Here is a 20,507-nt window from a genome sequence, read left to right as displayed (position 1 = left end):
GTTTGTTATGCAACTGAATACTCCGGCTGAAATTATTGAAGATATTCGTCAGGGCAAGATGGTCGTACTGATGGATGATGAAGATCGCGAAAACGAAGGCGATCTGGTCATGGCGGCAGACTATGTTACACCTGAAGCGATTAATTTTATGGCAACCCATGGCCGCGGTTTAATATGCTTAACATTGAGCAAACAGCGTTGTAAACAGCTGGCGCTACCGTTGATGGTTGATGCAAATAAGTCGCCGTTTTCCACCAATTTCACGGTGTCGATTGAGGCTGCTGAAGGCGTAACCACCGGTATTTCTGCTGCCGACCGCGCCCGCACCGTTAAGGCTGCAGTAGCACGTGATGCCAGGCCTGATGATATTGTGCAGCCCGGACACATTTTCCCGCTGATGGCGCAAGACGGTGGCGTGTTGGTACGGGCCGGCCACACTGAAGCAGGCTGTGATCTGGCGCGTTTAGCCGGGCTTGAGCCGGCTGCTGTAATAGTGGAGATTTTAAATGATGACGGTACCATGGCACGGCGGCCGGATTTAGAGATATTTGCTAAAAAGCACGGTATTAAGATCGGCACTATCGCCGATTTAATTGAATACCGTAACTTAAATGAAACCACCATTGAGCAGGTTGCCAGTTGTCAATTGCCTACTGAAGTTGGCGAGTTTAAGTTAGTCACCTTTAAAGACACCATTGATAACCAAATTCATTTTGCTCTGGTTAAAGGCGATATCAGCGCCGATGAGCCGACATTGGTGCGGGTGCATTTACATGACACTTTCAGTGACCTGCTGATGGCCGACCGGGCCGCTAACCGCAGTTTTCCGTTACATACCGCTATGGAGCGTATTGCCCGTGATGGTGGGGTGTTGGTATTGCTGGGTAAGCATGAGTCGACCGAAGAGCTTATTCGTACTGTGCAGGCGTTTGAAGCCGAAGATAAAGGCGAGAAGCCGCGCAGCACACCATGGAAAGGTACTTCACGTAATGTCGGCGTTGGCTCGCAAATTCTGGCCAGTTTAGGCGTTAAAAAAATGCGTTTACTCAGTCAGCCGAAAAAATACCATGCCTTGTCCGGTTTTGGCCTGGAAGTGGTGGATTACGTTAGCGAGTAGGCACTGCGCCAACAAAGCGCGGCATGGCATAACAAAGTCTATGCCGGTTTATCTAGTGTTGTGCTATTATGCACGGCTAATTTTCAGCGGTCAGATTTTAAGGGCAACTTATGCAGGTAATTGAAGCAGGGTTTTCTGCCAAGGGTAAGAAGTTTGCAATAGTAGTAGCACGCTTTAACAGCTTTATTGTTGAGAGCTTATTAAGCGGCGCGACAGATACATTGCAGCGTATTGGTAATGTGGCCGAACAGGATATTACCGTGATCCGTGTACCAGGCGCCTTTGAATTGCCGCTGGCCGTGCAACGCGTTGCAGCCGGTAAAAAGTACGATGGTATTATTGCGCTGGGTGCCGTGATCCGTGGCGGTACGCCGCATTTTGAATATGTATCCGGCGAATGTACCAAAGGTATTGCTCAGGTGATGATGCAACATGACATTCCGGTAGCCTTTGGTGTGCTTACCGTAGACAGCATTGAGCAAGCCATTGAGCGTGCCGGCACTAAAGCCGGTAACAAGGGCAGCGAAGCCGCCATGTCGACGCTGGAAATGGTTAATTTACTGGCCAAGCTGTAACAGGAAGAGACACACAGATGAAACCTAATGCCCGTCGTCAGTCACGGTCACTTGCAGTTCAGGGAATTTACAGCTGGCATGTCAGCCAGAACCCTATTGCAGATATTGAGCAACAATTATTGCTGGAAGCCAACGTTAAACACCTTGATGTCGGTTATTTCCAGGATTTACTGCGCGGTGTGGTAAAAAACCACGCTGTACTGGACGAAGCACTAAAGCCCTATTTAGATCGTCCGTTTGATGAAATTGATTTTGTTGAAAAAGCCGTGTTACGGGTGTCAGCCTATGAGCTGAAGTACCGGCTTGATGTACCTTACAAGGTTATTATCAACGAAGCTATTGAGTTGGCCAAAGCGTTCGCTGCTGACGATAGCCATAAGTTCGTGAACGGCATTTTGGATAAAGCCGTACGCGTGCTGCGACCAAGTTAAAGGAGAGCCGGCAATAGCCGGCTTCTTAGTTTTATGGGTGAATTCGAACTCATTTCCCGTCATTTTGCCGCTTGTGGTGTTAAACGCAGCGACACCGCCATCGGTGTTGGTGATGATGGCGCTGTCTTGCAAGTGCGCGACGGCTACGACCTGGTTGTCACCACCGATACTATGGTTGTGGGTACGCACTTTTTCCCTGACGACAATCCCCGCGCATTAGGCCACAAGCTGGTAGCGGTAAATGTCAGTGATTTAGCTGCCATGGGTGCTGAGCCGGCATGGTTGTCGTTAGCGTTAACCTTACCTGCGGTGGATGAACCCTGGGTGGCTGCCTTTGCCGCCGGGTTGCATGAAACGGCGGAATATTATAACTGCCAGCTGATTGGCGGTGACACAACCCGCGGCCCGTTAAGCCTTACCATGATAGCCAAAGGCATAGTGCCCCGTGGTAAAGCGTTGACACGCAGCGGGGCTAAAGTGGGTGACTATATTTATGTTACCGGCACTTTGGGTGATGCGGCGTTGGGCCTCAAACTCTGCCAGGGCTTGCATGAAGTCAGTAAAAAACACCAAACCCATATATTGCAGCGTTTTCACTATCCATCCGCTCGCGTTGCATTAGGCCAGGCGCTGCGTAATATTGCCAGCAGTGCGATGGATTTATCTGACGGTTTATACGGCGATATTCAGCATATTTTAAAACGCTCCGCTGTCGGTGCCAGTATTGATGTTGCCCGTTTACCGTTGTCACAGGCACTGAAAGACAGCTGCGATAATGCCACTGCTATGCAATTGGCATTATCCGGCGGTGAAGATTATGAGCTGCTGTTTACGGTGCCTGAAGCACGACGCGGTTCACTTGATGTATTGCTGTCACCTTATGGTGTACCTGTCAGTTGTATCGGCCGTATTACCGGGGTAGCCGGTAAGCTGGAGCTGAAGCAGGGCGAGCAGTTGTTTAATTATCAACACCGGGGTTTTTCGCATTTCGTATGATAAAACCGCAATTTAATCTGAAAAAATGGTACCAGTTTCTGGCCCTCGGCTTTGGCAGTGGCCTCGCAGCAAAAGCGCCCGGCACTTTCGGTACCCTGGCCGCAGTGCCTTTAGTGGCTTTGTTGTTGTGGTTGGGCAATGCTTATTTGCTGGCCTTTGTGCTGTTTGGCAGTGTACTGGGGATTTACCTGTGTGGCCAAACCGCAGCTGATGTTGGTGAGCATGATCATGGCGCTATTGTCTGGGATGAAATTATCGGCTTTGGCATAACCATGTTGTGGCTGCCGTTGCATTGGCAAACCTTGTTAGCCGGCTTTGTATTATTTCGTCTGTTTGATATTGTAAAGCCCTGGCCAATCAGTTGGCTGGACAAAAAAGTACACGGCGGCATTGGTATAATGCTGGATGATATATTAGCCGGTATTGCAGCGTTGCTGCTGATGCACCTGCTGCTGCCGTTTTTTCCCCTGGGTTAATCCACGCTACGTAAGAGACGACATCAATGAAAAACACCTTACTGTTGCTTTTATTGTTGTGTTCTTGCTCTGCGTTTAGTTACAACCAGCAATCTGTATACGACTTTGACATTAAACACTGGGGCAGCACTGAAGGCCTGTCCAGCAATTCTGTGCGGTCCGTAAGCCAGGATTCTCAGGGCTATATCTGGTTGGCAACTCAATTTGGTCTGAATCGTTTTGACGGAGTGCAGTTTGAGCACTTCAGCAAAGAAACACACCGCCAATTGGCCAGTAATGTCTTAACCAAGCTGTTGCACGACAGCCGTGGCTACATGTGGGTGGGCACTAAAGCAGGTTTATCCGGTTTTGATCCCCTGACATTAAAATTTGATCGCTACCAGGTTTTGGCTGAAGTTACCGCCATTCTCGAAGTACGGCCCGGAGAGATCTGGGTGGCGGCAGACAACTTGTTTCGCATCAGTAACGGTAAGGTTAGCCGCGTAGAGCAAATACGCTCTCAGGTCAGCCAATTGGAGCTGGTGGGGGATCAGGTATGGGTCAGTAGTGCTGAACAGCTGTACCGCATTGATCTTGATGGCAATACGGAGAGCTTTGCTTTGCCGGCAGGGCTGATGCAAACGCCGGTGTATGATCTCTATCACACCGAAAGCGGCTTACATATTGCCGGAGAATCCGGTTTTTATCATCTGGACGCGTCAGCAACAGTAAAAAAATGCGAATTGCCGGATCACAGCAACACTGCCGTGTATAAATTGTTACGCGACAGCAGGGGCAACAGCTGGATTTCAGCGCACCGCAAGTTATTCCACCGTCACCCGAATCAACCCTGGCAGCATATTACCGGTGACGAACTGGGAAGCTATCCCTGGTTCAGTGATATTTTTGAAGATAAAGATCAGAATATTTGGCTGGCCAGTTTCAGCGATGGCATCTACCGCGCATCAACCAGCAATATCCGCCGTGTGCTGCCGCCAGACGCGGATCTTATAGTACGTAGCGTGTCTGTAACGCCGGATGACACTTTGCTTGTCGCCGGCCAATCTAATGTTGGTGAAATGCGGGCCGACGGCAGTTATCACGAGTTGGTCAATGCACAAAGCCTTGGTGCTGCTACCGTGTATGACATTTACTGGCCGCAAGCCGATGTTATGTGGCTGGCGCTGGACAAAGGTGTTATGGCATACCGTCGGGGCAATGAAGGACTTAAACCGGCGTTTGAAGCGTTAAAAGGCTTTACTGTCAGAGTATTACAACCTGACCGGCAAGGCGGCGTTTGGTTGGGCGGAGTGATGGGGTTATACCGCTATGATCAACAGCAGCTGACGCCCTTTGCCTTAAATGATGAACTGGAATCACGCAATATTACTGTGCTGCAGCAACAGCAACAACGGTTGGTGTTCGGTACTACCAGGGGCTTATATCAATATCAGCAGCAACAACTTAGCCGGCTGGGTGTCGGCACTGCTTTGTTTAACAGCTATATCACCGCGTTGCAGTTGTTACCCGACAACACCGTGTTAGCCGCCACGCTGGATGATGGTATTTTTGTGCTGCTGCCAGCTCAGCAACAGTGGTTACAGTTACATGCCGGTAACGGTTTACCGCACAGTCCGGTAGTAAGCCTGCAATTCGATGCCGCTTCAGATTATATTTGGGTTAGTAGCCACAAAGGTATTTTCCGGTTGCGCGCGGCAGATTTGCCTCAGCTTGCTACAGGTAACGTAAAGGTTGAAGAGGTGCTGGGGCCATATGACAGGCAGCTTGGCACTGTACCCGGACGCTGTTGTAATGGTGCCGGCCACGCTAAGGTAGCGTTGTGGCAGCAGCAATATTGGTACCCTACGCTCAAAGGTTTGGTAGCGGTGCCGGCAGATCTGAATCAGGGGCTTGAACGTGCACCAACACCTGTTATAAAAAGCGTGCTCGGACAGCAGGACTATGTTGTTGATAATGAGCAAGCCAGGTTGGTGCTGGAGCTGGACGACCGCAACCTGAGTATTCAGTATTCAGCACTGGAGTTCGTTAAGCCGGCTGCATTGAAGTTTCGTTATCGCTTGCGTGGTTTCGATCAGCATTGGCATGACGTAGGAGAGCGGCGCGAGGCGGTGTATACCAATCTTACGCCAGGTAGTTTTGTGTTTCAGTTGCAAAGCCGTTTCGATAACGAAGCCTGGCATGACAGCCAGGGCGTGGAGCTGGAGCTGGTTATCCCGAAACGTTTTGATGAAACCCTGATCTATCGTGCCTTATGGTTGTTGTTAGTATTATTTTGTTTATATGGTTTGCTGTGGTTGCTGCGCCGTAATACCCAGCATCAGCAGCAACAGATGACCCGGCTGGTGCGTCAACGTACGCAGGAACTGGAAAACAGTAACCTGAAACTGAATGAGCTGAACGAGCAGTTAGCGCTGCTGACACACAAAGACAGCTTAACCGGGTTGCGTAACCGGCGCTTTATGTTTGAGCAGTTACCGAAAGATATTGAGCATTTTCAGCGCAATCGTGAATCGATGCAGCTGCAGGGTAAATGCGTGGCATTGATCCACTTAGATCTGGATAACTTCAAGCAGGTAAATGACCAGTTTGGTAACAGTGCCGGCGACAGCTGTATTCAGCAGGTAGCGGGTATTTTAATTCGCGAAACCCGCGGCTCTGACTATGTCGTTCGTTTTGCTGGTGAAGAGTTTGTGCTGGTACTGCGTGATATTCAGCTGGAGCTGGTTGCACAGTTTTGCTACCGGCTGAATGAGCTGATTGCTAAAACGGTATTCAGCTTACCGGATGGCCATCGCACGCGGTTAACCTGTTCGGTGGGTTACGCGGTATATCCGCTGGCGTTGCTGGGCGGACAATTAATTAACTGGGAAATATCGTTACAATTAGCTGAAATGTCGTTGTATCAGGTAAAGCATACCGGTAAAAACGGCGTGGCGACTATCCATTTTGATCAGCAGGTTGATGCGTTTGAGTTTGAAGATTCGTCTCATATCGAGGCGCAAGTCGAGCGCCTGCTGGCGGCCGGCCTGGCAAGATTTGAAGTGAAGAACCAGCCATAAAAAAACCGCCGGCCGGCGGTTTTTTTATGGCTTTGCTGTTATGTCAAAGCTGTTAGCGCTGCCAGAATGCCGGCGCTGTCCAGCCCCAGTTCGGCGTATATCTCTTGCTGGCTGCCATGTTTAATAAAGTGATCCGGTAAGCCCAGGTGCGTCATGCTGACGTTAAGCTGTGCCTCTGCAACAAACTCACTTACCGCCGAGCCGGCACCACCCATAATGGCGTTGTCTTCCACGGTAACAAAGCGACTGTGGCTGGCGGCTAATTGTTGCAGTAAGTCGCGATCTAAAGGTTTAACAAATCGCATATCTACCAGCGTAGCATTTAACTGCTCTGCAGCTTCAATACAGGCGCTCAACAGCGGGCCAAAGGCCAGAATAGCCAGCTTTTCGCCCTGACGTACTACTTTGGCTTTGCCGGTAGGTAACAACTGCATTTGTGACTGTACGGCAATACCGGTTGCGGAGCCGCGCGGATAACGCACTGCAGCCGGGCCCTGATATTGATAACCGGTGTACAGCATTTGCCGGCATTCATCCTCGTCCGAGGGCACCATAATCAGCATATTAGGAATGCAACGCATAAAGCTTAAGTCAAAGGCGCCCTGGTGGGTTGGGCCGTCCGCACCCACTACCCCGGCGCGGTCAACTGCGAACAGTACGTCCAAATCCTGTAAGGCAACGTCATGGATCAACTGGTCGTAACCCCGCTGCAAGAAGCTGGAGTAAATAGCCACTACCGGCTTCAGCCCTTCAATCGCCATACCTGCAGCCAGGGTTACCGCATGTTGCTCCGCAATGGCGACATCGAAGTAACGTTTAGGGTAGGTTTTGGAGAACCGCACTAAATCAGAGCCTTCGCGCATGGCCGGAGTAATGGCTTGCAGCCGCTCATCCTGTGCTGCCATATCGCAAATCCAGTTACCGAAAATGTTAGAAAAGCTTGGCAGGCCGGCTTTTTTTGCCGGTTGCTTGCTGTCTTCCGGGTTAAACTTCGCCACTGCATGGTAGCCGATAGGGTCGGCTTCTGCCGGAGCATAACCTTTACCCTTTTTGGTGACGATATGCAGCAGCTGCGGGCCTTTTAAATTGCGCATATTACGGATGGTATCAACCAGCCCTAATACATCATGGCCGTCAATCGGGCCTATATAGTTAAAGCCCAGCTCTTCAAAAAAGGTACCAGGCGTTACCATACCTTTAAAATGTTCTTCTGCACGGCTGGCCAGCTCATGCAAAGGTGGTACGCCACTTAAGATTTTCTTGCCGCCCTCGCGCAGGCTGGTGTAAAAGCTGCCGGATAAAATACGGGCAAAATAACGGTTTAAGGCGCCAACGTTTTCTGAAATCGACATTTCGTTGTCATTCAGAATAACCAGCATATCAGGGCGCACTTCGCCGGCGTGATTCAGTGCTTCAAATGCCATACCGGCAGTAATGGCACCATCACCTATGACGGCAACAACTTTACGGTTATTCCGTGCCTGCTGCGCGGCGATAGCCATGCCCAGCGCAGCGCTTATTGAGGTGCTGGAGTGACCAACCGACAACACATCGTACTCACTTTCTTCGCGGTACGGAAAAGGGTGTAAACCGTCTTTCTGACGAATAGTGTGCATACGCTCAGCACGACCGGTAAGGATTTTATGCGGATAAGCCTGATGACCGACATCCCATATGACACGGTCAAACGGCGTGTTATACACGTAGTGCAGCGCTACTGTCAGTTCAACAGTGCCCAAGCCAGAGGCAAAGTGGCCGCTACTTTGGCTAACGCTTTGTAATAAATAGCTACGCAGCTCGTCACTGAGTGCGGGCAGCTTATCTTGCGCCAGCTGACGCAGCTGCGCGGGTAAATTAGCCTGGGCTAATAACGGGTAATCGTTAATATCTAACGCCATAATCCATGCCTGTGTTAAAACCTGCGTTCGATAATGTACTGCGCAAAAGCGCGTAATTCATCAGTGTTATACGGTAACGTCGCCAGAGCGTTCAGTGCATCGTGATAAAGTTGCTGTGCTTTCGCTTTGGCATTGTCCAGCCCAAGTAGCGCCGGGTATGTTGATTTGTTCGCCCGGGTATCAGAGCCCTGCGGCTTGCCCAAGGTTGCAGTATCACTTTCGATATCGAGAATATCATCCTGCACCTGAAATGCCAGTCCTAATGCACGGGCAAAGTCGAGCAATGCATTCAGCTCGGTTGTATCGCGTTTCGGGCTGCATAGCCACGCCAGTTGAACGGCACTTTCAATTAAAGCGCCGGTTTTTAGCCGGTGCATACGCTCGAGCTGCGCCAGTGTACTATTTTGGTTGGTCTGAGCTAAGTCTATAGCCTGGCCGCCGCACATGCCGCTGTAACCTGCGGCAACAGCAAGCTGTTGTACCATTTGCAATATCTGTACAGTATCAACCTGCCTGTAGGGGTGGCTGCTGATAAGCTCAAACGCCAGCGTTTGTAAGGCATCACCGGCCAGTATCGCGATAGCTTCGTCAAATGCCTTGTGGCAGGTAGCTTTACCGCGGCGCAGGTCGTCATCGTCCATTGCCGGTAAATCGTCATGAATTAATGAGTAGCTGTGTATGGCTTCCAAAGCAGCGGCAGGACCATCCAGGTCATGTAATGCAGCGCCGAGCATGGTGCCGCAACTGTATACCAAAAAAGGTCTTACCCGCTTGCCCCCCAGCAACAAACTGTAAGACATGGCCTCAAGTAAGCGCTTGTCGGTTGTACTGCGGTTAGCCAGCAATTGCTGTAAATGCTGCTCTACCCGCTGTTGGTATAGCGGTAAGTTTTGCGGTAACACCTTATTATTCACCTGCTTCAGGTTCAAACGGCAACAGGCTTTCCTGCTGTTGTTGCTGCATTAGCATTTGTACTTTTTGCTCTGCGGTTTGCAATAACTGTTGGCTTTGTCTGGCCAGGGTAATACCGCGTTCAAACTGCTGTAATGACTGATCAAGCGACAGCTCGCCTTGTTCCAGTTGTTGTACTATCTGTTCAAGTTCAGAAAGTGTTTGCTCAAACTGGCTGAGATCGGCTTTTTTCTTGCTCATACTACCCCCGGAAAAAGTGTGCGCAAAGGTACCTTAGCAGGCTATTATGGTCAATCAGAAAGCGGATGGGAAAGGCTAAATTGATAATTTTACGCAATTTATACTTAATCATTCAGCGCATTTGTCGATAAACAGCTATCGTCTAAGATAAACTGGTAGAAATAGCCGGTATAGCAGTGGCTCAGTTGAGGAGAAAACAGTGGATTTAGCTACCCTGGTTGGTATGTTGGGCGCAATTGGCTTTATTATTATGGCGATGGTGCTGGGTAGTAGCGGCAATGTTGGTATGTTTGCCGACACCGTGTCTGTCTTGATCGTGTTTGGCGGCTCTATCTTTGTGGTTATTTCCAAGTTTACGCTGAGTCAGTTTTTTGGCTCCGGTAAAGCTGCCGCTAAAGCCTTTATGTTTAAAATTGAAGCACCGGAAGAGTTAATCGAAAAAGCGGTACAACTGGCAGACTCCGCCCGTAAAGGTGGTTTTTTAGCATTGGAGGAAGCTGAGATCCCCAATGCTTTTATGCAAAAGGGCGTGAATATGCTGGTAGATGGTCATGATGCTGATGTCGTGCGCGCTACCTTGCTAAAAGATATCAGCCTGACCGAGAAACGCCACGAAACCGCTATTGCCATTTTTAAAAGCCTGGGTGACGTGGCTCCGGCAATGGGTATGATAGGTACCCTGGTCGGATTAGTGGCAATGTTATCTAATATGGATGACCCTAAAGCCATAGGACCTGCAATGGCGGTGGCGTTGCTTACCACCTTATACGGAGCCTTTATTGCCAACGTTGTAGCTATACCTCTGGCAGACAAGCTGGCAATCCGAAACCAGCAGGAAAAGCAAAACAATCAGCTTATTCTTGATGCCATACTGGGTATTCAGGATGGCCAGAACCCGAAAGTTATTGAAGGCATACTGCGCAATTATTTGGCTCAGGGCAAACGTGAAGTCGTGCCGGCGGAGTAAGTTATGAGTGATGAAGCAGAAGAATGTAAATGTCCACCGCCGGGTCTACCGGCTTATATGGGCACTTTTGCCGACTTAATGGCACTGTTAATGTGCTTTTTTGTCTTGCTGCTGGCATTTTCTGAAATGGACGTGCTGAAATTTAAGCAAATTGCCGGTTCGATGAAGTTTGCTTTTGGCGTACAAAACAAAATTGAAGTGGAAGATATTCCTAAAGGCACCAGCGTGATTGCGATGGAGTTTCGTCCCGGCCGGCCGGACCCAACGCCGATTGAAACCCTGCAGCAGCAAACCATCGATATTACCCAGCAAGTTATCGAGTTTCAGGCCGGAGAAGAGGACTCCGCCGGCGGGCGGCAGGAGCAGCGCGAAGATTTAAGTGGTGGTCAGTCGATCAGCAATGCTGAGGAGATCATGGACGGCGAGCAGGCCTCTGCTGAAGCCGAAGCCCAGGCGCAGCAAGAGCAAACCAATGAAATGGTAAAAAAACTGGCTGAGCAGTTAGAGCAACAAATTGTCGATGGTGCTATTGAGCTGGAATCTTTAGGGCAGCAAATTATTATTCGTATCCGCGAGAACGGCTCTTTTCCGTCCGGCTCGTCGTTTTTACAGCCACGGTTTAAACCTATTATTCAGCGTATAGGTGGTTTGTTAAATGACGTACCGGGGCAAATCACTGTAACCGGCCATACCGACGATATTCAGGTATCGGACGAATTGCACAGCAATAACTGGGATTTATCGGCCAAACGCGCGGTATCGGTAGCCACTGAGATGGTTAAAGCTGATGGTTTTGACCGCACACGTCTGGTGGTGGTGGGGCATGCTGATACCAAGCCGTTGGTACCGAACGAAGATGAGCTGAGCCGGCGGCGCAACCGCAGGGTAGAAATTGCTATTATGCAGGGTAAAGCGAAAGAGTCTGATCCCATCAGCCTTGAACCCCCTCCTGCGCCAGAAAGCTAAGTTGCTACAAAACCAGACTGTCATAAAGTTAGTTTGGCACAAAGCGCAGATTAGGTCTTTAGCTACAGATCCGCTATAATCTGCGCCACTTTTTTTCCTGCTTAACTATGCTGCTACCCGATGATTGAATTCCTTATCAAATTACACCCTGAAATCGCCATTAAAAGTAAATCGGTGCGTAAACGCCAAACCTTGCTGCTGGAGCGCAATCTGAAGACTATTCTGCTGCAGGTAGATGCTACTGTGGTGGTAAGTAACAATTTCGATCATCTTACCGTGCGCTGTGACAGTAATGATGCTGGTTTGCGTCAGCGCTTAATTGAGCGGCTGGAATGTATTCCGGGTGTGGTGGCTTTTGCTGAAATGCAATCCAGCACTTTTACCAACCTGCATGATATTTTTGAACAGGTATTGGCGGTATACGCGTCGCAGCTGGAAAATAAAACCTTTAGCGTACGGGTGCGTCGCACCGGCAATCACGACTTCAGCTCAATTGAAGCTGAGCGTTACATCGGTGGTGGTTTAAATCAGCATGTTGCCAGTGCCAAAGTGCAACTTAAAATGCCTGATCTGGTGGTGACACTGGAGATTAAAAAAGACCTGCTGATTATGGTGCGCAAGATGCATCAGGGCATGGGCGGTTTTCCGTTGCCGTCGCAGTCTGATGTGTTGTCTTTGATTTCCGGCGGCTATGACTCCGCGGTAGCCAGCTACCTGATGATCCGCAAGGGCCTGCGCACTCACTACCTGTTTTTTAACCTGGGTGGTGCCGCGCATGAAGCCGGTGTGCGCGAAATGGCGTTTCTTATCTGGCAAAAATACAGCTTGTCGCACAAGGTGAAGTTTGTCAGTGTTAACTTTGCGCCGGTGGTTGACCAAATTCTGGAGAAAATCGATAACGGCTTAATGGGCGTGGTGCTGAAGCGTATGATGATGCGTGCAGCCAGTGAAGTAGCCGAAAGCCTTGGCATTAAGGCGATTGTCACCGGTGAGAGCATCGGCCAGGTGTCAAGCCAAACCATTGCAAACTTAAGTGTGATAGACCGGGTAACCGAAACGTTGATACTGCGGCCTCTGATTTATCAGGATAAGCAAGAGATCATCAATTTAGCGATTAAAATCGGTGCTGAAGATATTGCTAAAAGCATGCCGGAGTACTGCGGTGTTATTTCGAAAAAACCCACAGTAAATGCCGTATTGGCAGACGTGTTGGCGAACGAGCAACAATTCGATTTCAGCGTGCTGCAGCAGGCGGTGCAATCGGCCAAAGTGTTAGACATCCGCACTGTGGACTACCAGGCAGAGCAACAGGCGCATGTAGTTAGCGAGCTGGCACTACTGCCGGCAGATGCCATAGTGCTGGATATCCGCAGCCCGGAAGAGACTGATATTAAACCGCTGAGCGTTGATGGTCATCAGGTTATTGAGCTGCCGTTTTTCCGCTTAGCATCGCAGTTTGCCGCTTTGGACCAAACGAAGCAGTATTACTGTTACTGCGAGCGTGGTGTTATGAGCCGTTTGCAGGCTGTGGTGTTGCAGGAACAGGGCTTTGCCAACGTAGCCGTTTACCGGCAGTAACGCTGTTGCAGTTGCAGCAGCTGTTGCTGCAACTGTGAATTGTGCGGTACGGCAATATTAAAGCGTGCCGCTTGTGCCACGATAAAACCACTGATAGCGTTAGTTTCGGTGCGCCGCTGATGCACCACATCTTGTTGCATCGAAGAAAAGTTCTCTGCAGTGCGCTCAATCACCTGCATAACGTTTTGTTGCACTAAAGCCGGTTGCAGCGGGTAACCGGCAGCGGTTGCTACCTGGCATACCTCGTGTAAAATCGCCTTGATCTGCTGTTGATACTGCGGCTGCGCTAAAGCGCCGTTTTTGCAGTTATGCAGCGCTGTCAGCGGGTTAATTACGGCATTAATCGCCAGCTTTTGCCATAAAAATGGTTCAATGTCTGCTGCTACCGCTAAAGGCCCGAGCGCAATGTCCATTGCCTGTGCCACGGCGGTTGTATGCCGGCTGGCCGCGGCGTTAAGTGGCGCCAGTACGCTGTGGCCGTTACCGGTATGCAGTATTGCATCCTGCTGTTTTAATGCGCCGTGCGTAGTGGTTAAAAACCATAAACCCTGAGTTGGCAGCAGCAGCGGCAGTACCTCTGGTATTGTACCCATACCATTGTGGCTCAGCACCAGTTGCGCGTCCTCCGTTAGAAAGGGTTGCAGGGTCTTAACGGCATCGAACACAGCATAACTTTTTACCGGTATAAGTACGGCTTGCAGTGGCGGTGTGGCGCTTAAAAACTGCAGAGGCTGTTGCTGAAACTGAATATCGACAATGGCGGGCTGGTGTAGCCACAGTCCGGGCTTGTAGCCGGCCAGTTGCAAGCGGCTGGCAGCCAACAAACCAATGGCACCGCGGCCAACTATGTTCCAGCTTAACGCTGGCTGCGTGGACGTATTTTGTGCCACAGGGCGCGAACCAGGTAAAAACATACAATGCCGCCGATATCGGCCAGCCAGTCCCACCAATCACCGTTACGGCGGGTAAAGTGGTGCTGGACTAACTCTACTGCGCCGCCATACATACCCAACAATAAAAAAGCCAGCCAAGGGTTAAGTTTAAAACCCTTCCAAAGCAAAGCGGTAAGAATAGTAAAAATACCGAAATGGGCAATTTTGTCCATATGGGCAAAGCCGCCGCCAATACGATGTCCGCTTAGCTCAGCCAAAAAGCCGGCAGTGGCCAGCATAAAACACAATATACATATCCAACGATAAAAAACCTGCGACACAGCTTACCCCTGTATAAAACGGCGCTCGGATTGTAGCAGTTTTCTGGTTATAATCACCAGCAGACAGAATGGCTTATGCTAAAGGAGATTTTTAATGCCCTCATTCGATATCGTTTCAGAAATTGATTTGAACCAGGCTAACAACGCGGTGGAGAACGCTAAGCGGGAACTGGAAACCCGCTTTGATTTTCGCGGCGTGAACGCCAAAATTGAGCTAAAAAAAGAACAGATTGAACTGACCGCTGAAGCGGATCAACAAGTTATGCAGCTGTTCGATATTTTTGCCATTAAAGCCAGCAAGCTGCAGCTTGATGTCAATAGTTTCAAAATTGAGAAAGAAGAACGCCATGGTAAATTCGTCACCCGCTATGTCAGCATTAAGCAAGGTATTGATAAAGACATAGCGAAGAAAATCATCAAACTGATTAAAGACAGCAATATTAAAGTGCAGGTGGCTATTCAGGGCGAAGAGTTGCGGGTAACAGGTAAAAAACGTGACGATTTGCAAGCCGCAATGCAACTGGTCCGTACATCTGATCTGGGCCAGCCTTTCCAGTTTAAAAACTTCCGTGACTAAACTGCATAGCGCTTGACTGTTTTAGCCATCCGGAGCGCTGTTGACTTTTAACTTCGCCACGTTAAACTGCACGCGGCTCCGTCAGGGAGCCGCTTTTTCTGGTGCTGCAGGCAACTGCAGTTAAACGGGAATCTGGTGTAAATCCAGAGCTGCCCCCGCAACGGTAAACAACTGAACTGCATTCACAGCCACTGTCGCAAGATGGGAAGGCGAGTGCAGGCGCAAGCAGGTTGTCAGCCCGGAGACCGGCCGGAAAAATCCTTTAACCATACTAAATGTGCGGCGGGCACGTTTTCGGAGCTTACATGTTTAAACCTGCTTTGGCGGCCGTGTTGGTCGCATCTTGTTTTTCGGCTACTGCTGAGGACATCGAACATATCAGTATTTACGCTAACCGCACCGCCACGCCGCAACAAGACGTGCTGGCCAGTGTCACGGTATTGGAACGCGATGATATCGTCGCCCGCCAGGCCAACGACTTACCAGCCTTATTGGCGCAACTGCCGGGCATTAATTTGTCGCGCGACGGTGGCCGCGGGCAAAATAGTGGTCTTTACATCCGTGGCGGTAATACCGGCCACACCCTGGTCGTAATTGACGGCGTGCGCAGTGGCTCTGCTACTCTGGGTTATAAAACACTGTCGATGCTGCCGCTGGAATTGATTGAACGTATTGAAGTAGTACGCGGCCCACGTGCGGCCTTGTACGGCTCTGACGCTTTATCCGGTGTTATCGCCATTACCACAAGACGCGCCGGCGCAGTAGAGCTGAACGCAAATATTGGTAGTTACGGCCAGGCCGGGACTGATATCAGTGTGCGTCATACGGCAGATCAACTGATCTTGCGTGCTACTGCAGGTGTGAGCCGCGCCGATGGTTTTAATGTGCGCAAAGATTTAGACCCCGACCGTGACGGCTATAACCAAAAGTTTATTAAAGTAGCGGCAGATTACCAAACCAGGTTGGGGTTATGGACAGCCCAGGCTGATGTCAACTCGGGCTTTTATCAATTTGATACTGCCTGGGGGACAGAGGATGAAGCGGATACGTTAAATCGTGCTTATTTAGTCGGTTGGCAACAGCAATTGGGGCAGTGGCACCATCAAGCTCAGTTAAGCCACACCCTGGACAGCGATGCCACCTTTGGCCCGGACTCGCGCAGCCCTTTTGTAACAGGCCGTGACGAGTTTAGCTATCAGGCTGCTACTGATCTGACGGATAAGCTAGCTTTTGTAGGTGGGGTAAACTGGTATCAGGAACAGGTGGATAAATCGGCTACGGCTTATGAGCAAACCAGCCGTATAAATCGGGCGGCTTTTGCCGGCCTGAATTATCAACACGACGCTTTGCAGCTTGAAGCGGCGGCACGGCGTGATGTGATTAACCAGTATGGTGGCCAGAATACCTGGCAAATAGCAGCCGGTTATCAGTTGACAGAGCATTGGCTGATAAGAGCAAGCCGGGGCTCGGCGTTTAAAGCGCCGACTTTTAATGCGCTTTATTATCCTGGTTTTGCTAATCCGGAGCTTAAACCGGAAGAGTCGCTATCGGATGAAATTGCTGTGGTTTATCAAACTGATGTACTGACAGCACAATTGGCATGGTTTGACCGTGATGTTACCAACCTGATCCAGGGGGTTGAGCAAGCAGAAAATGTGCTGTTGGCCACTATTCAGGGGGTTGAGTTCAGTCTTACGCAGCAATGGCAGCAGTTCAGCAGCCGGTTTAGTTACAGCTGGCTTGAAACGGAAAACGGTACTACCGGAGAAAAGCTGGAGCGACGGCCGGAAAATACTATCAACTGGCGTGGTAGCTATGATGCAGATCTGTGGTCGGTATTTATTACCTCAGATTATCAAAGCTCTACTTATCAGGGCGCTTTTGCCAGTGTAGCGAATTTAGGCGGCTATACGTTGTGGGGGCTGGGTGGCAGTTATCAGCTTACACCGCAATTGGCTGTCCGTGCCAATATTAACAATTTGTTTGATAAGCAATACCAGAGCAGCGCCGGCTATACCACTGCCGGTACTAACTTTGGTATCAGTGTCAGCTATACGCCGCAGTAACTGCGTTTAGTGTAAAAAAAGCGTGCTTTAAGCACGCTTTTTTGTATTCCGGCGCTGCTGCCGGTAAGTTATGACAGTCTGTGTTATTGCGCGGCCATATCAGGGTAATGCAGATAATCGTAATAGCGCTGCGGTTGAATAGTGCTGCCAAGTACCTGCCATAATTGCTCCGCCAGTGCAGGATGACGCTGATAAAAGGCTTTGCTGAACACCAGATAACCGGTGGTCTCATATAAGGGCGGATACACCACAACCAGTGGTTTACGCTGGCTAAGCCGGTCAGCACCGGCAACATCATTTACTTTGCATAACGTGGTAGTGGCATCTACGCGGCCGGATAAGACTAAATCCAACGCTTGCTGCTGTGAATGCACCGGCACAACACTGATACCGGCCGGATAATCCGGATTAGAATAACCCAGTGGGCGTGATACTACTAAGCTGCCATGTTGGCGGGTAATTTTGTCTTCAATATTATTGTCCGCACGGTGTACGAGGCAGGTAGCATGGCTGCTCATGGCGCGATTTCGATCCGGGTTGCCATCGGCCGTGGTGGGATAAACCGCAAAATCGCTGCGCTGTGGTAAATAAGTGGCTACTAACGCATCTACTTCATTTTGTTCCAGTTTTTGCAGGCAGCGCCGCCACGGAAAGCGCACAAAAGCCAGTTTAATATTACCGGCGGCGGCTGCGCTGGCGTGCAGGTGTTCAATAGTCACTCCCGGCAGATAGGGCGCAGTATGGCCTTCGCCGGTATAATAGGGCAGCAGTTGTTTGTCTTCGTAGCAAAATGTAAGCGTTGCAATGTGTTCTGCACGGGTGATAAATGATAGTAACGGGCTCAGGCAAAGCAGCAACACAATAGGGTAAGTCATAGTGTTCTCAATTATCACCACACCGTCAGGTTGTTGTACGGCAACTTTCTCAGGACGTTAATACGGCCGATTTTAGCAGCTCAGCATAGCTTTGTCTGAACTTTGCCATTTTCGGTGCTACCACCACCTGACAATAACCTTGCTCCGGGTGCTGCAAAAAATAGCCCTGGTGATACTCCTCGGCCAGGTAAAACGCCGACACCGGACTAAGCTGTGTCACAATGGCATTATCGAATACCTGTTTTTCGCTTAATTGCGCCATCATTTGCTCTGCGCTTTGTTGTTGCTGTGCGTTGTGATAAAAAATTACCGAACGGTACTGCGTGCCAACATCATTGCCCTGGCGGTTTAGTTGTGTCGGGTCATGCAGGCTGAAAAACACCAGACATAACTGCTGATAACTGACAATGCTGTCATCAAACTCTACCTGTACCACTTCGGCATGGCCGGTATCACCATCACAAACGCGGCGATAGTTGGCGCTGGCGGCATCGCCGCCCATATAGCCGCTTAACGCCTGAATAACACCGTTAAGCTGATTCATCGCGGCTTCTAAACACCAAAAACAGCCAGCACCAAAAGTTGCTGTTTGTATCGCCATTGTCATTCTCCTGTTGTAATACATTGAATGTATCTTAATCAGCACTGTGGCGCCAGTATCGATAATGCAGTGTGCCGGGCTATATTAAGACCCCGCAGCTGATTGATCCCGCGCCTTGCCGCGGGCGTACACAGCCAACAATACATGTTAAACAGGACCGTATTTTGACAATAGCAATTATCGGCGCCGGCATCGCAGGGGCAGCGTGTGCCCAGGCACTGGCGCAGCAAGGCAAGCAGGTTGTGGTGTTTGATAAAGGTCGCACCGCAGGCGGGCGGATGAGCAGTAAGCGAACTGCCGCCGGTTATCTGGATTTAGGTGCGCAGTATTTTACTGCCCGCAGCAGTGCTTTTCGTTTGCAGTGTCAACAGTGGCTGGTAAATGGCGTTATTGCCCCCTGGCATGCCGCAACTGCGCAATATGAAGACGGCAGCCTTATTGCCTCGCCCGATAATACGCTGCGCTACATCGGTATCCCGTCAATGCAGGCACCGGTACAGCAGTTATTGGCCGGTATGGATTTGCGCAGTAATTGCCGTATAGACAGCATTCATTTTGACGGCAGTCACTGGCAGCTGTACAGCGAAGATCAGCTTCAGGGCAGTTTTGCACAATTGGTTCTGGCACTGCCGCAGCAGCAAGCCGCGCAGCTGCTGCTACCCTATGTTACACAGCAGCCTTTAACTGATACAGTATTGGCAGACTTACTATACGGTGATACTGCATTGCAGCCGTGCCTGGCGGCAAATATTGAACTTATGCAAGCGGTATCCGTGCCGTTTGATGCTGTGTTTGTCAAAAACGACGCCGCGGTGAGTTGGTTGGCGCGACAAGCCTCCAAAAGCGGGCGCGCCGCTGCAGAGCATTGGTTAGTCCATTTTAATTCTGACTTCTCACAACAGCACCTGGAAGCACAGCCTGAACAAATAGCGCCGCTGGCAGCAGCTGAGTTACAACGAATATTAGGGCAGCCCATCGCTGTGAAAGAAGCGCTGTGTCATCGCTGGCGCTATGCGCAGCAAGCTCCTGGCTTTGCGGTGCCGGGGTTTACTTATCAGGCTGGATTAGGGTTGGGCTTATGTGGTGATTGGCTTAACGGCGGCAGAGTAGAAAACGCCTTTTTAAGTGGTATGTCGTTAGCCGCGGCGGTAGCAGTATGAACCTGGCGGTATTGATTATCGGTGCGGGTAGCGGCATCGGCCAGGCGCTGGTGCAGCATTATCTGCAACAGCATTATGTGGTGCATGCGCTAAGCCGCAGCGCGTCGCCGTTACCTGTAGCTAATGATAAGCTGCACTGGCATATCGACAACACGGCTGATACGACAGCAGATAATGCGCACAGGGCCGGGCTGTTGGCGCAGATATTTAGTTCGGATGTCAGCTGTATATTTATTTGCAACGGCGTTTTGCATGACGACACAGCAATGCCGGAAAAAACCATCCGCCAGCTTGAATCTCAGGTACTGCAGGCACGGTTACACAGCAATGTTGTCGTGCCGGCGATGTATCTGCAACAGTTGTTTCCGTATTTGTGTAAGAGTAAAGATGTGCGCGTACTGGTGCTGAGCGCTAAAGTCGGCAGCATTACCGACAACCGCCTTGGCGGTTGGTACAGTTACCGCATCAGTAAAGCTGCGCTGAATATGTTGGTAAAGAATATCAGTATCGAAGTAGGGCGGTTAAATAAAACGGCGGCGGTGGTAAGTGTGCACCCGGGCACCACCGATACCGCATTATCACAACCGTTTCAGGCAAATTTACCTGCCGGCCAATTACAAAGCACGGCAGCAACAGCGCTGCGCCTGGCACAGGTAGCGGCCGGTTTACAGCCGGAGCAAAGTGGTGCCTTGTTGAATTGGGATGGTACAGAGTTGCCATTTTAACGGCGATAACATAATAAAGGCGCCGTTTGGCGCCTTTATTTATTGTCGGCCTTAAACCACCTCCTATGGAGGTGG

General features: G+C 50.2%; 20 protein-coding genes and 1 riboswitch. Of the genes, 13 read left to right on the top strand and 7 right to left on the bottom strand.

What is annotated here, in order from left to right; all coding sequences use genetic code 11:
- Positions 1-7 precede the first annotated feature (7 nt).
- The 6 genes from ribBA to HRH59_RS15275 all read left to right on the top strand — a co-directional run bounded on the left by ribBA (position 8) and on the right by HRH59_RS15275 (position 6,654).
- The gene (gene ribBA / locus HRH59_RS15300; protein WP_173502151.1) at positions 8-1,117 is read left to right on the top strand and encodes a bifunctional 3,4-dihydroxy-2-butanone-4-phosphate synthase/GTP cyclohydrolase II; all 1,110 of its coding nucleotides are present in this window, start codon (positions 8-10) and stop codon (positions 1,115-1,117) included.
- A 110-nt stretch (positions 1,118-1,227) separates the two neighbouring features.
- A complete protein-coding gene (gene ribH / locus HRH59_RS15295) occupies positions 1,228-1,692 on the top strand; it encodes a 6,7-dimethyl-8-ribityllumazine synthase (protein ID WP_173502150.1) in 465 nt (154 codons plus the stop codon).
- Between the two features lie 17 nt (positions 1,693-1,709).
- A complete protein-coding gene (nusB, locus tag HRH59_RS15290; protein WP_173502149.1) occupies positions 1,710-2,123 on the top strand; it encodes a transcription antitermination factor NusB in 414 nt (137 codons plus the stop codon).
- 33 nt (positions 2,124-2,156) lie between these two features.
- The gene (gene thiL / locus HRH59_RS15285; protein ID WP_173502148.1) at positions 2,157-3,119 is read left to right on the top strand and encodes a thiamine-phosphate kinase; all 963 of its coding nucleotides are present in this window, start codon (positions 2,157-2,159) and stop codon (positions 3,117-3,119) included.
- Positions 3,116-3,595, top strand: coding sequence for a phosphatidylglycerophosphatase A family protein (locus HRH59_RS15280; protein WP_173502147.1), 480 nt, complete (start codon positions 3,116-3,118; stop codon positions 3,593-3,595). The genes thiL and HRH59_RS15280 overlap by 4 nt, the downstream gene beginning before the upstream one ends.
- A 26-nt stretch (positions 3,596-3,621) precedes the next feature.
- Positions 3,622-6,654: a ligand-binding sensor domain-containing protein gene (locus tag HRH59_RS15275; protein ID WP_173502146.1), complete on the top strand. Its 3,033-nt coding sequence runs from the start codon at positions 3,622-3,624 to the stop codon at positions 6,652-6,654.
- Between the two features lie 38 nt (positions 6,655-6,692).
- Here the strand turns inward: HRH59_RS15275 and dxs are convergent, their stop codons facing one another.
- From dxs to xseB, 3 genes are read right to left on the bottom strand one after another with little or no spacing between them, the layout of a single operon-like run.
- A complete protein-coding gene (gene dxs / locus HRH59_RS15270; protein ID WP_173502145.1) occupies positions 6,693-8,552 on the bottom strand; it encodes a 1-deoxy-D-xylulose-5-phosphate synthase in 1,860 nt (619 codons plus the stop codon).
- A gap of 14 nt (positions 8,553-8,566) precedes the next feature.
- Positions 8,567-9,466, bottom strand: a complete 900-nt coding sequence (gene ispA, locus HRH59_RS15265) for a (2E,6E)-farnesyl diphosphate synthase (protein ID WP_331460191.1) — start codon at positions 9,464-9,466, stop codon at positions 8,567-8,569.
- Positions 9,459-9,704 (bottom strand): exodeoxyribonuclease VII small subunit, encoded by a 246-nt coding sequence (xseB, locus tag HRH59_RS15260; RefSeq protein WP_173502144.1) that lies wholly within the window; start codon positions 9,702-9,704, stop codon positions 9,459-9,461. The genes ispA and xseB overlap by 8 nt, the downstream gene beginning before the upstream one ends.
- Before the next feature lie 199 nt (positions 9,705-9,903).
- Here xseB and pomA point away from each other — a divergent pair, with 199 nt between their 5' ends.
- The 3 genes from pomA to thiI all read left to right on the top strand — a co-directional run bounded on the left by pomA (position 9,904) and on the right by thiI (position 13,215).
- A complete protein-coding gene (pomA, locus tag HRH59_RS15255; protein ID WP_173502143.1) occupies positions 9,904-10,671 on the top strand; it encodes a flagellar motor protein PomA in 768 nt (255 codons plus the stop codon).
- A 3-nt stretch (positions 10,672-10,674) separates the two neighbouring features.
- Positions 10,675-11,637, top strand: a complete 963-nt coding sequence (locus tag HRH59_RS15250; protein WP_173502142.1) for a flagellar motor protein MotB — start codon at positions 10,675-10,677, stop codon at positions 11,635-11,637.
- Between the two features lie 120 nt (positions 11,638-11,757).
- Positions 11,758-13,215 carry a tRNA uracil 4-sulfurtransferase ThiI gene (gene thiI, locus HRH59_RS15245; RefSeq protein ID WP_173502141.1) on the top strand — a complete coding sequence of 486 codons (1,458 nt, stop codon included), beginning with the start codon at positions 11,758-11,760 and terminating at the stop codon, positions 13,213-13,215.
- Here the strand turns inward: thiI and HRH59_RS15240 are convergent.
- Both HRH59_RS15240 and HRH59_RS15235 read right to left on the bottom strand, forming a co-directional pair.
- Complete coding sequence (locus HRH59_RS15240) at positions 13,203-14,105, bottom strand: ketopantoate reductase family protein (RefSeq protein WP_331460190.1); 903 nt, start codon at positions 14,103-14,105, stop codon at positions 13,203-13,205. The genes thiI and HRH59_RS15240 overlap by 13 nt on opposite strands.
- Positions 14,072-14,428: a VanZ family protein gene (locus HRH59_RS15235; RefSeq protein WP_173502139.1), complete on the bottom strand. Its 357-nt coding sequence runs from the start codon at positions 14,426-14,428 to the stop codon at positions 14,072-14,074. Before HRH59_RS15235 ends, HRH59_RS15240 begins: the two co-directional genes overlap by 34 nt.
- Positions 14,429-14,522: 94 nt before the next feature.
- Between HRH59_RS15235 and HRH59_RS15230 the strand changes: the two genes are divergently transcribed.
- Positions 14,523-15,005 carry a YajQ family cyclic di-GMP-binding protein gene (locus tag HRH59_RS15230; RefSeq protein ID WP_173502138.1) on the top strand — a complete coding sequence of 161 codons (483 nt, stop codon included), beginning with the start codon at positions 14,523-14,525 and terminating at the stop codon, positions 15,003-15,005.
- Positions 15,006-15,087: 82 nt separating this feature from the next.
- Positions 15,088-15,273: riboswitch (cobalamin riboswitch) on the top strand.
- A gap of 37 nt (positions 15,274-15,310) precedes the next feature.
- Complete coding sequence (locus tag HRH59_RS15225; RefSeq protein WP_173502137.1) at positions 15,311-17,071, top strand: TonB-dependent receptor domain-containing protein; 1,761 nt, start codon at positions 15,311-15,313, stop codon at positions 17,069-17,071.
- An 83-nt stretch (positions 17,072-17,154) separates the two neighbouring features.
- On the opposite strand, the gene HRH59_RS15220 is transcribed toward HRH59_RS15225, so the two are convergent.
- Positions 17,155-17,946, bottom strand: coding sequence for a substrate-binding periplasmic protein (locus HRH59_RS15220; protein WP_173502136.1), 792 nt, complete (start codon positions 17,944-17,946; stop codon positions 17,155-17,157).
- 49 nt (positions 17,947-17,995) lie between these two features.
- The gene (msrA, locus tag HRH59_RS15215) at positions 17,996-18,547 is read right to left on the bottom strand and encodes a peptide-methionine (S)-S-oxide reductase MsrA (protein ID WP_173502135.1); all 552 of its coding nucleotides are present in this window, start codon (positions 18,545-18,547) and stop codon (positions 17,996-17,998) included.
- Between the two features lie 164 nt (positions 18,548-18,711).
- Between msrA and HRH59_RS15210 the strand changes: the two genes are divergently transcribed.
- Complete coding sequence (locus HRH59_RS15210; protein ID WP_173502134.1) at positions 18,712-19,707, top strand: NAD(P)/FAD-dependent oxidoreductase; 996 nt, start codon at positions 18,712-18,714, stop codon at positions 19,705-19,707.
- On the top strand, positions 19,704-20,432 hold the full coding sequence (locus HRH59_RS15205; RefSeq protein WP_173502133.1) for an SDR family NAD(P)-dependent oxidoreductase: 729 nt from the start codon (positions 19,704-19,706) through the stop codon (positions 20,430-20,432). Before HRH59_RS15210 ends, HRH59_RS15205 begins: the two co-directional genes overlap by 4 nt.
- Positions 20,433-20,507: the final 75 nt, after the last annotated feature.

The organism is Rheinheimera lutimaris, assembly GCF_013283795.1.
GTDB classification, from domain to species: Bacteria; Pseudomonadota; Gammaproteobacteria; order Enterobacterales; family Alteromonadaceae; genus Alishewanella; species Alishewanella lutimaris.
The sequence above is the reverse complement of the archived record's forward strand: the minus strand, read 5'-3'. Positions and strand labels throughout refer to the sequence as shown.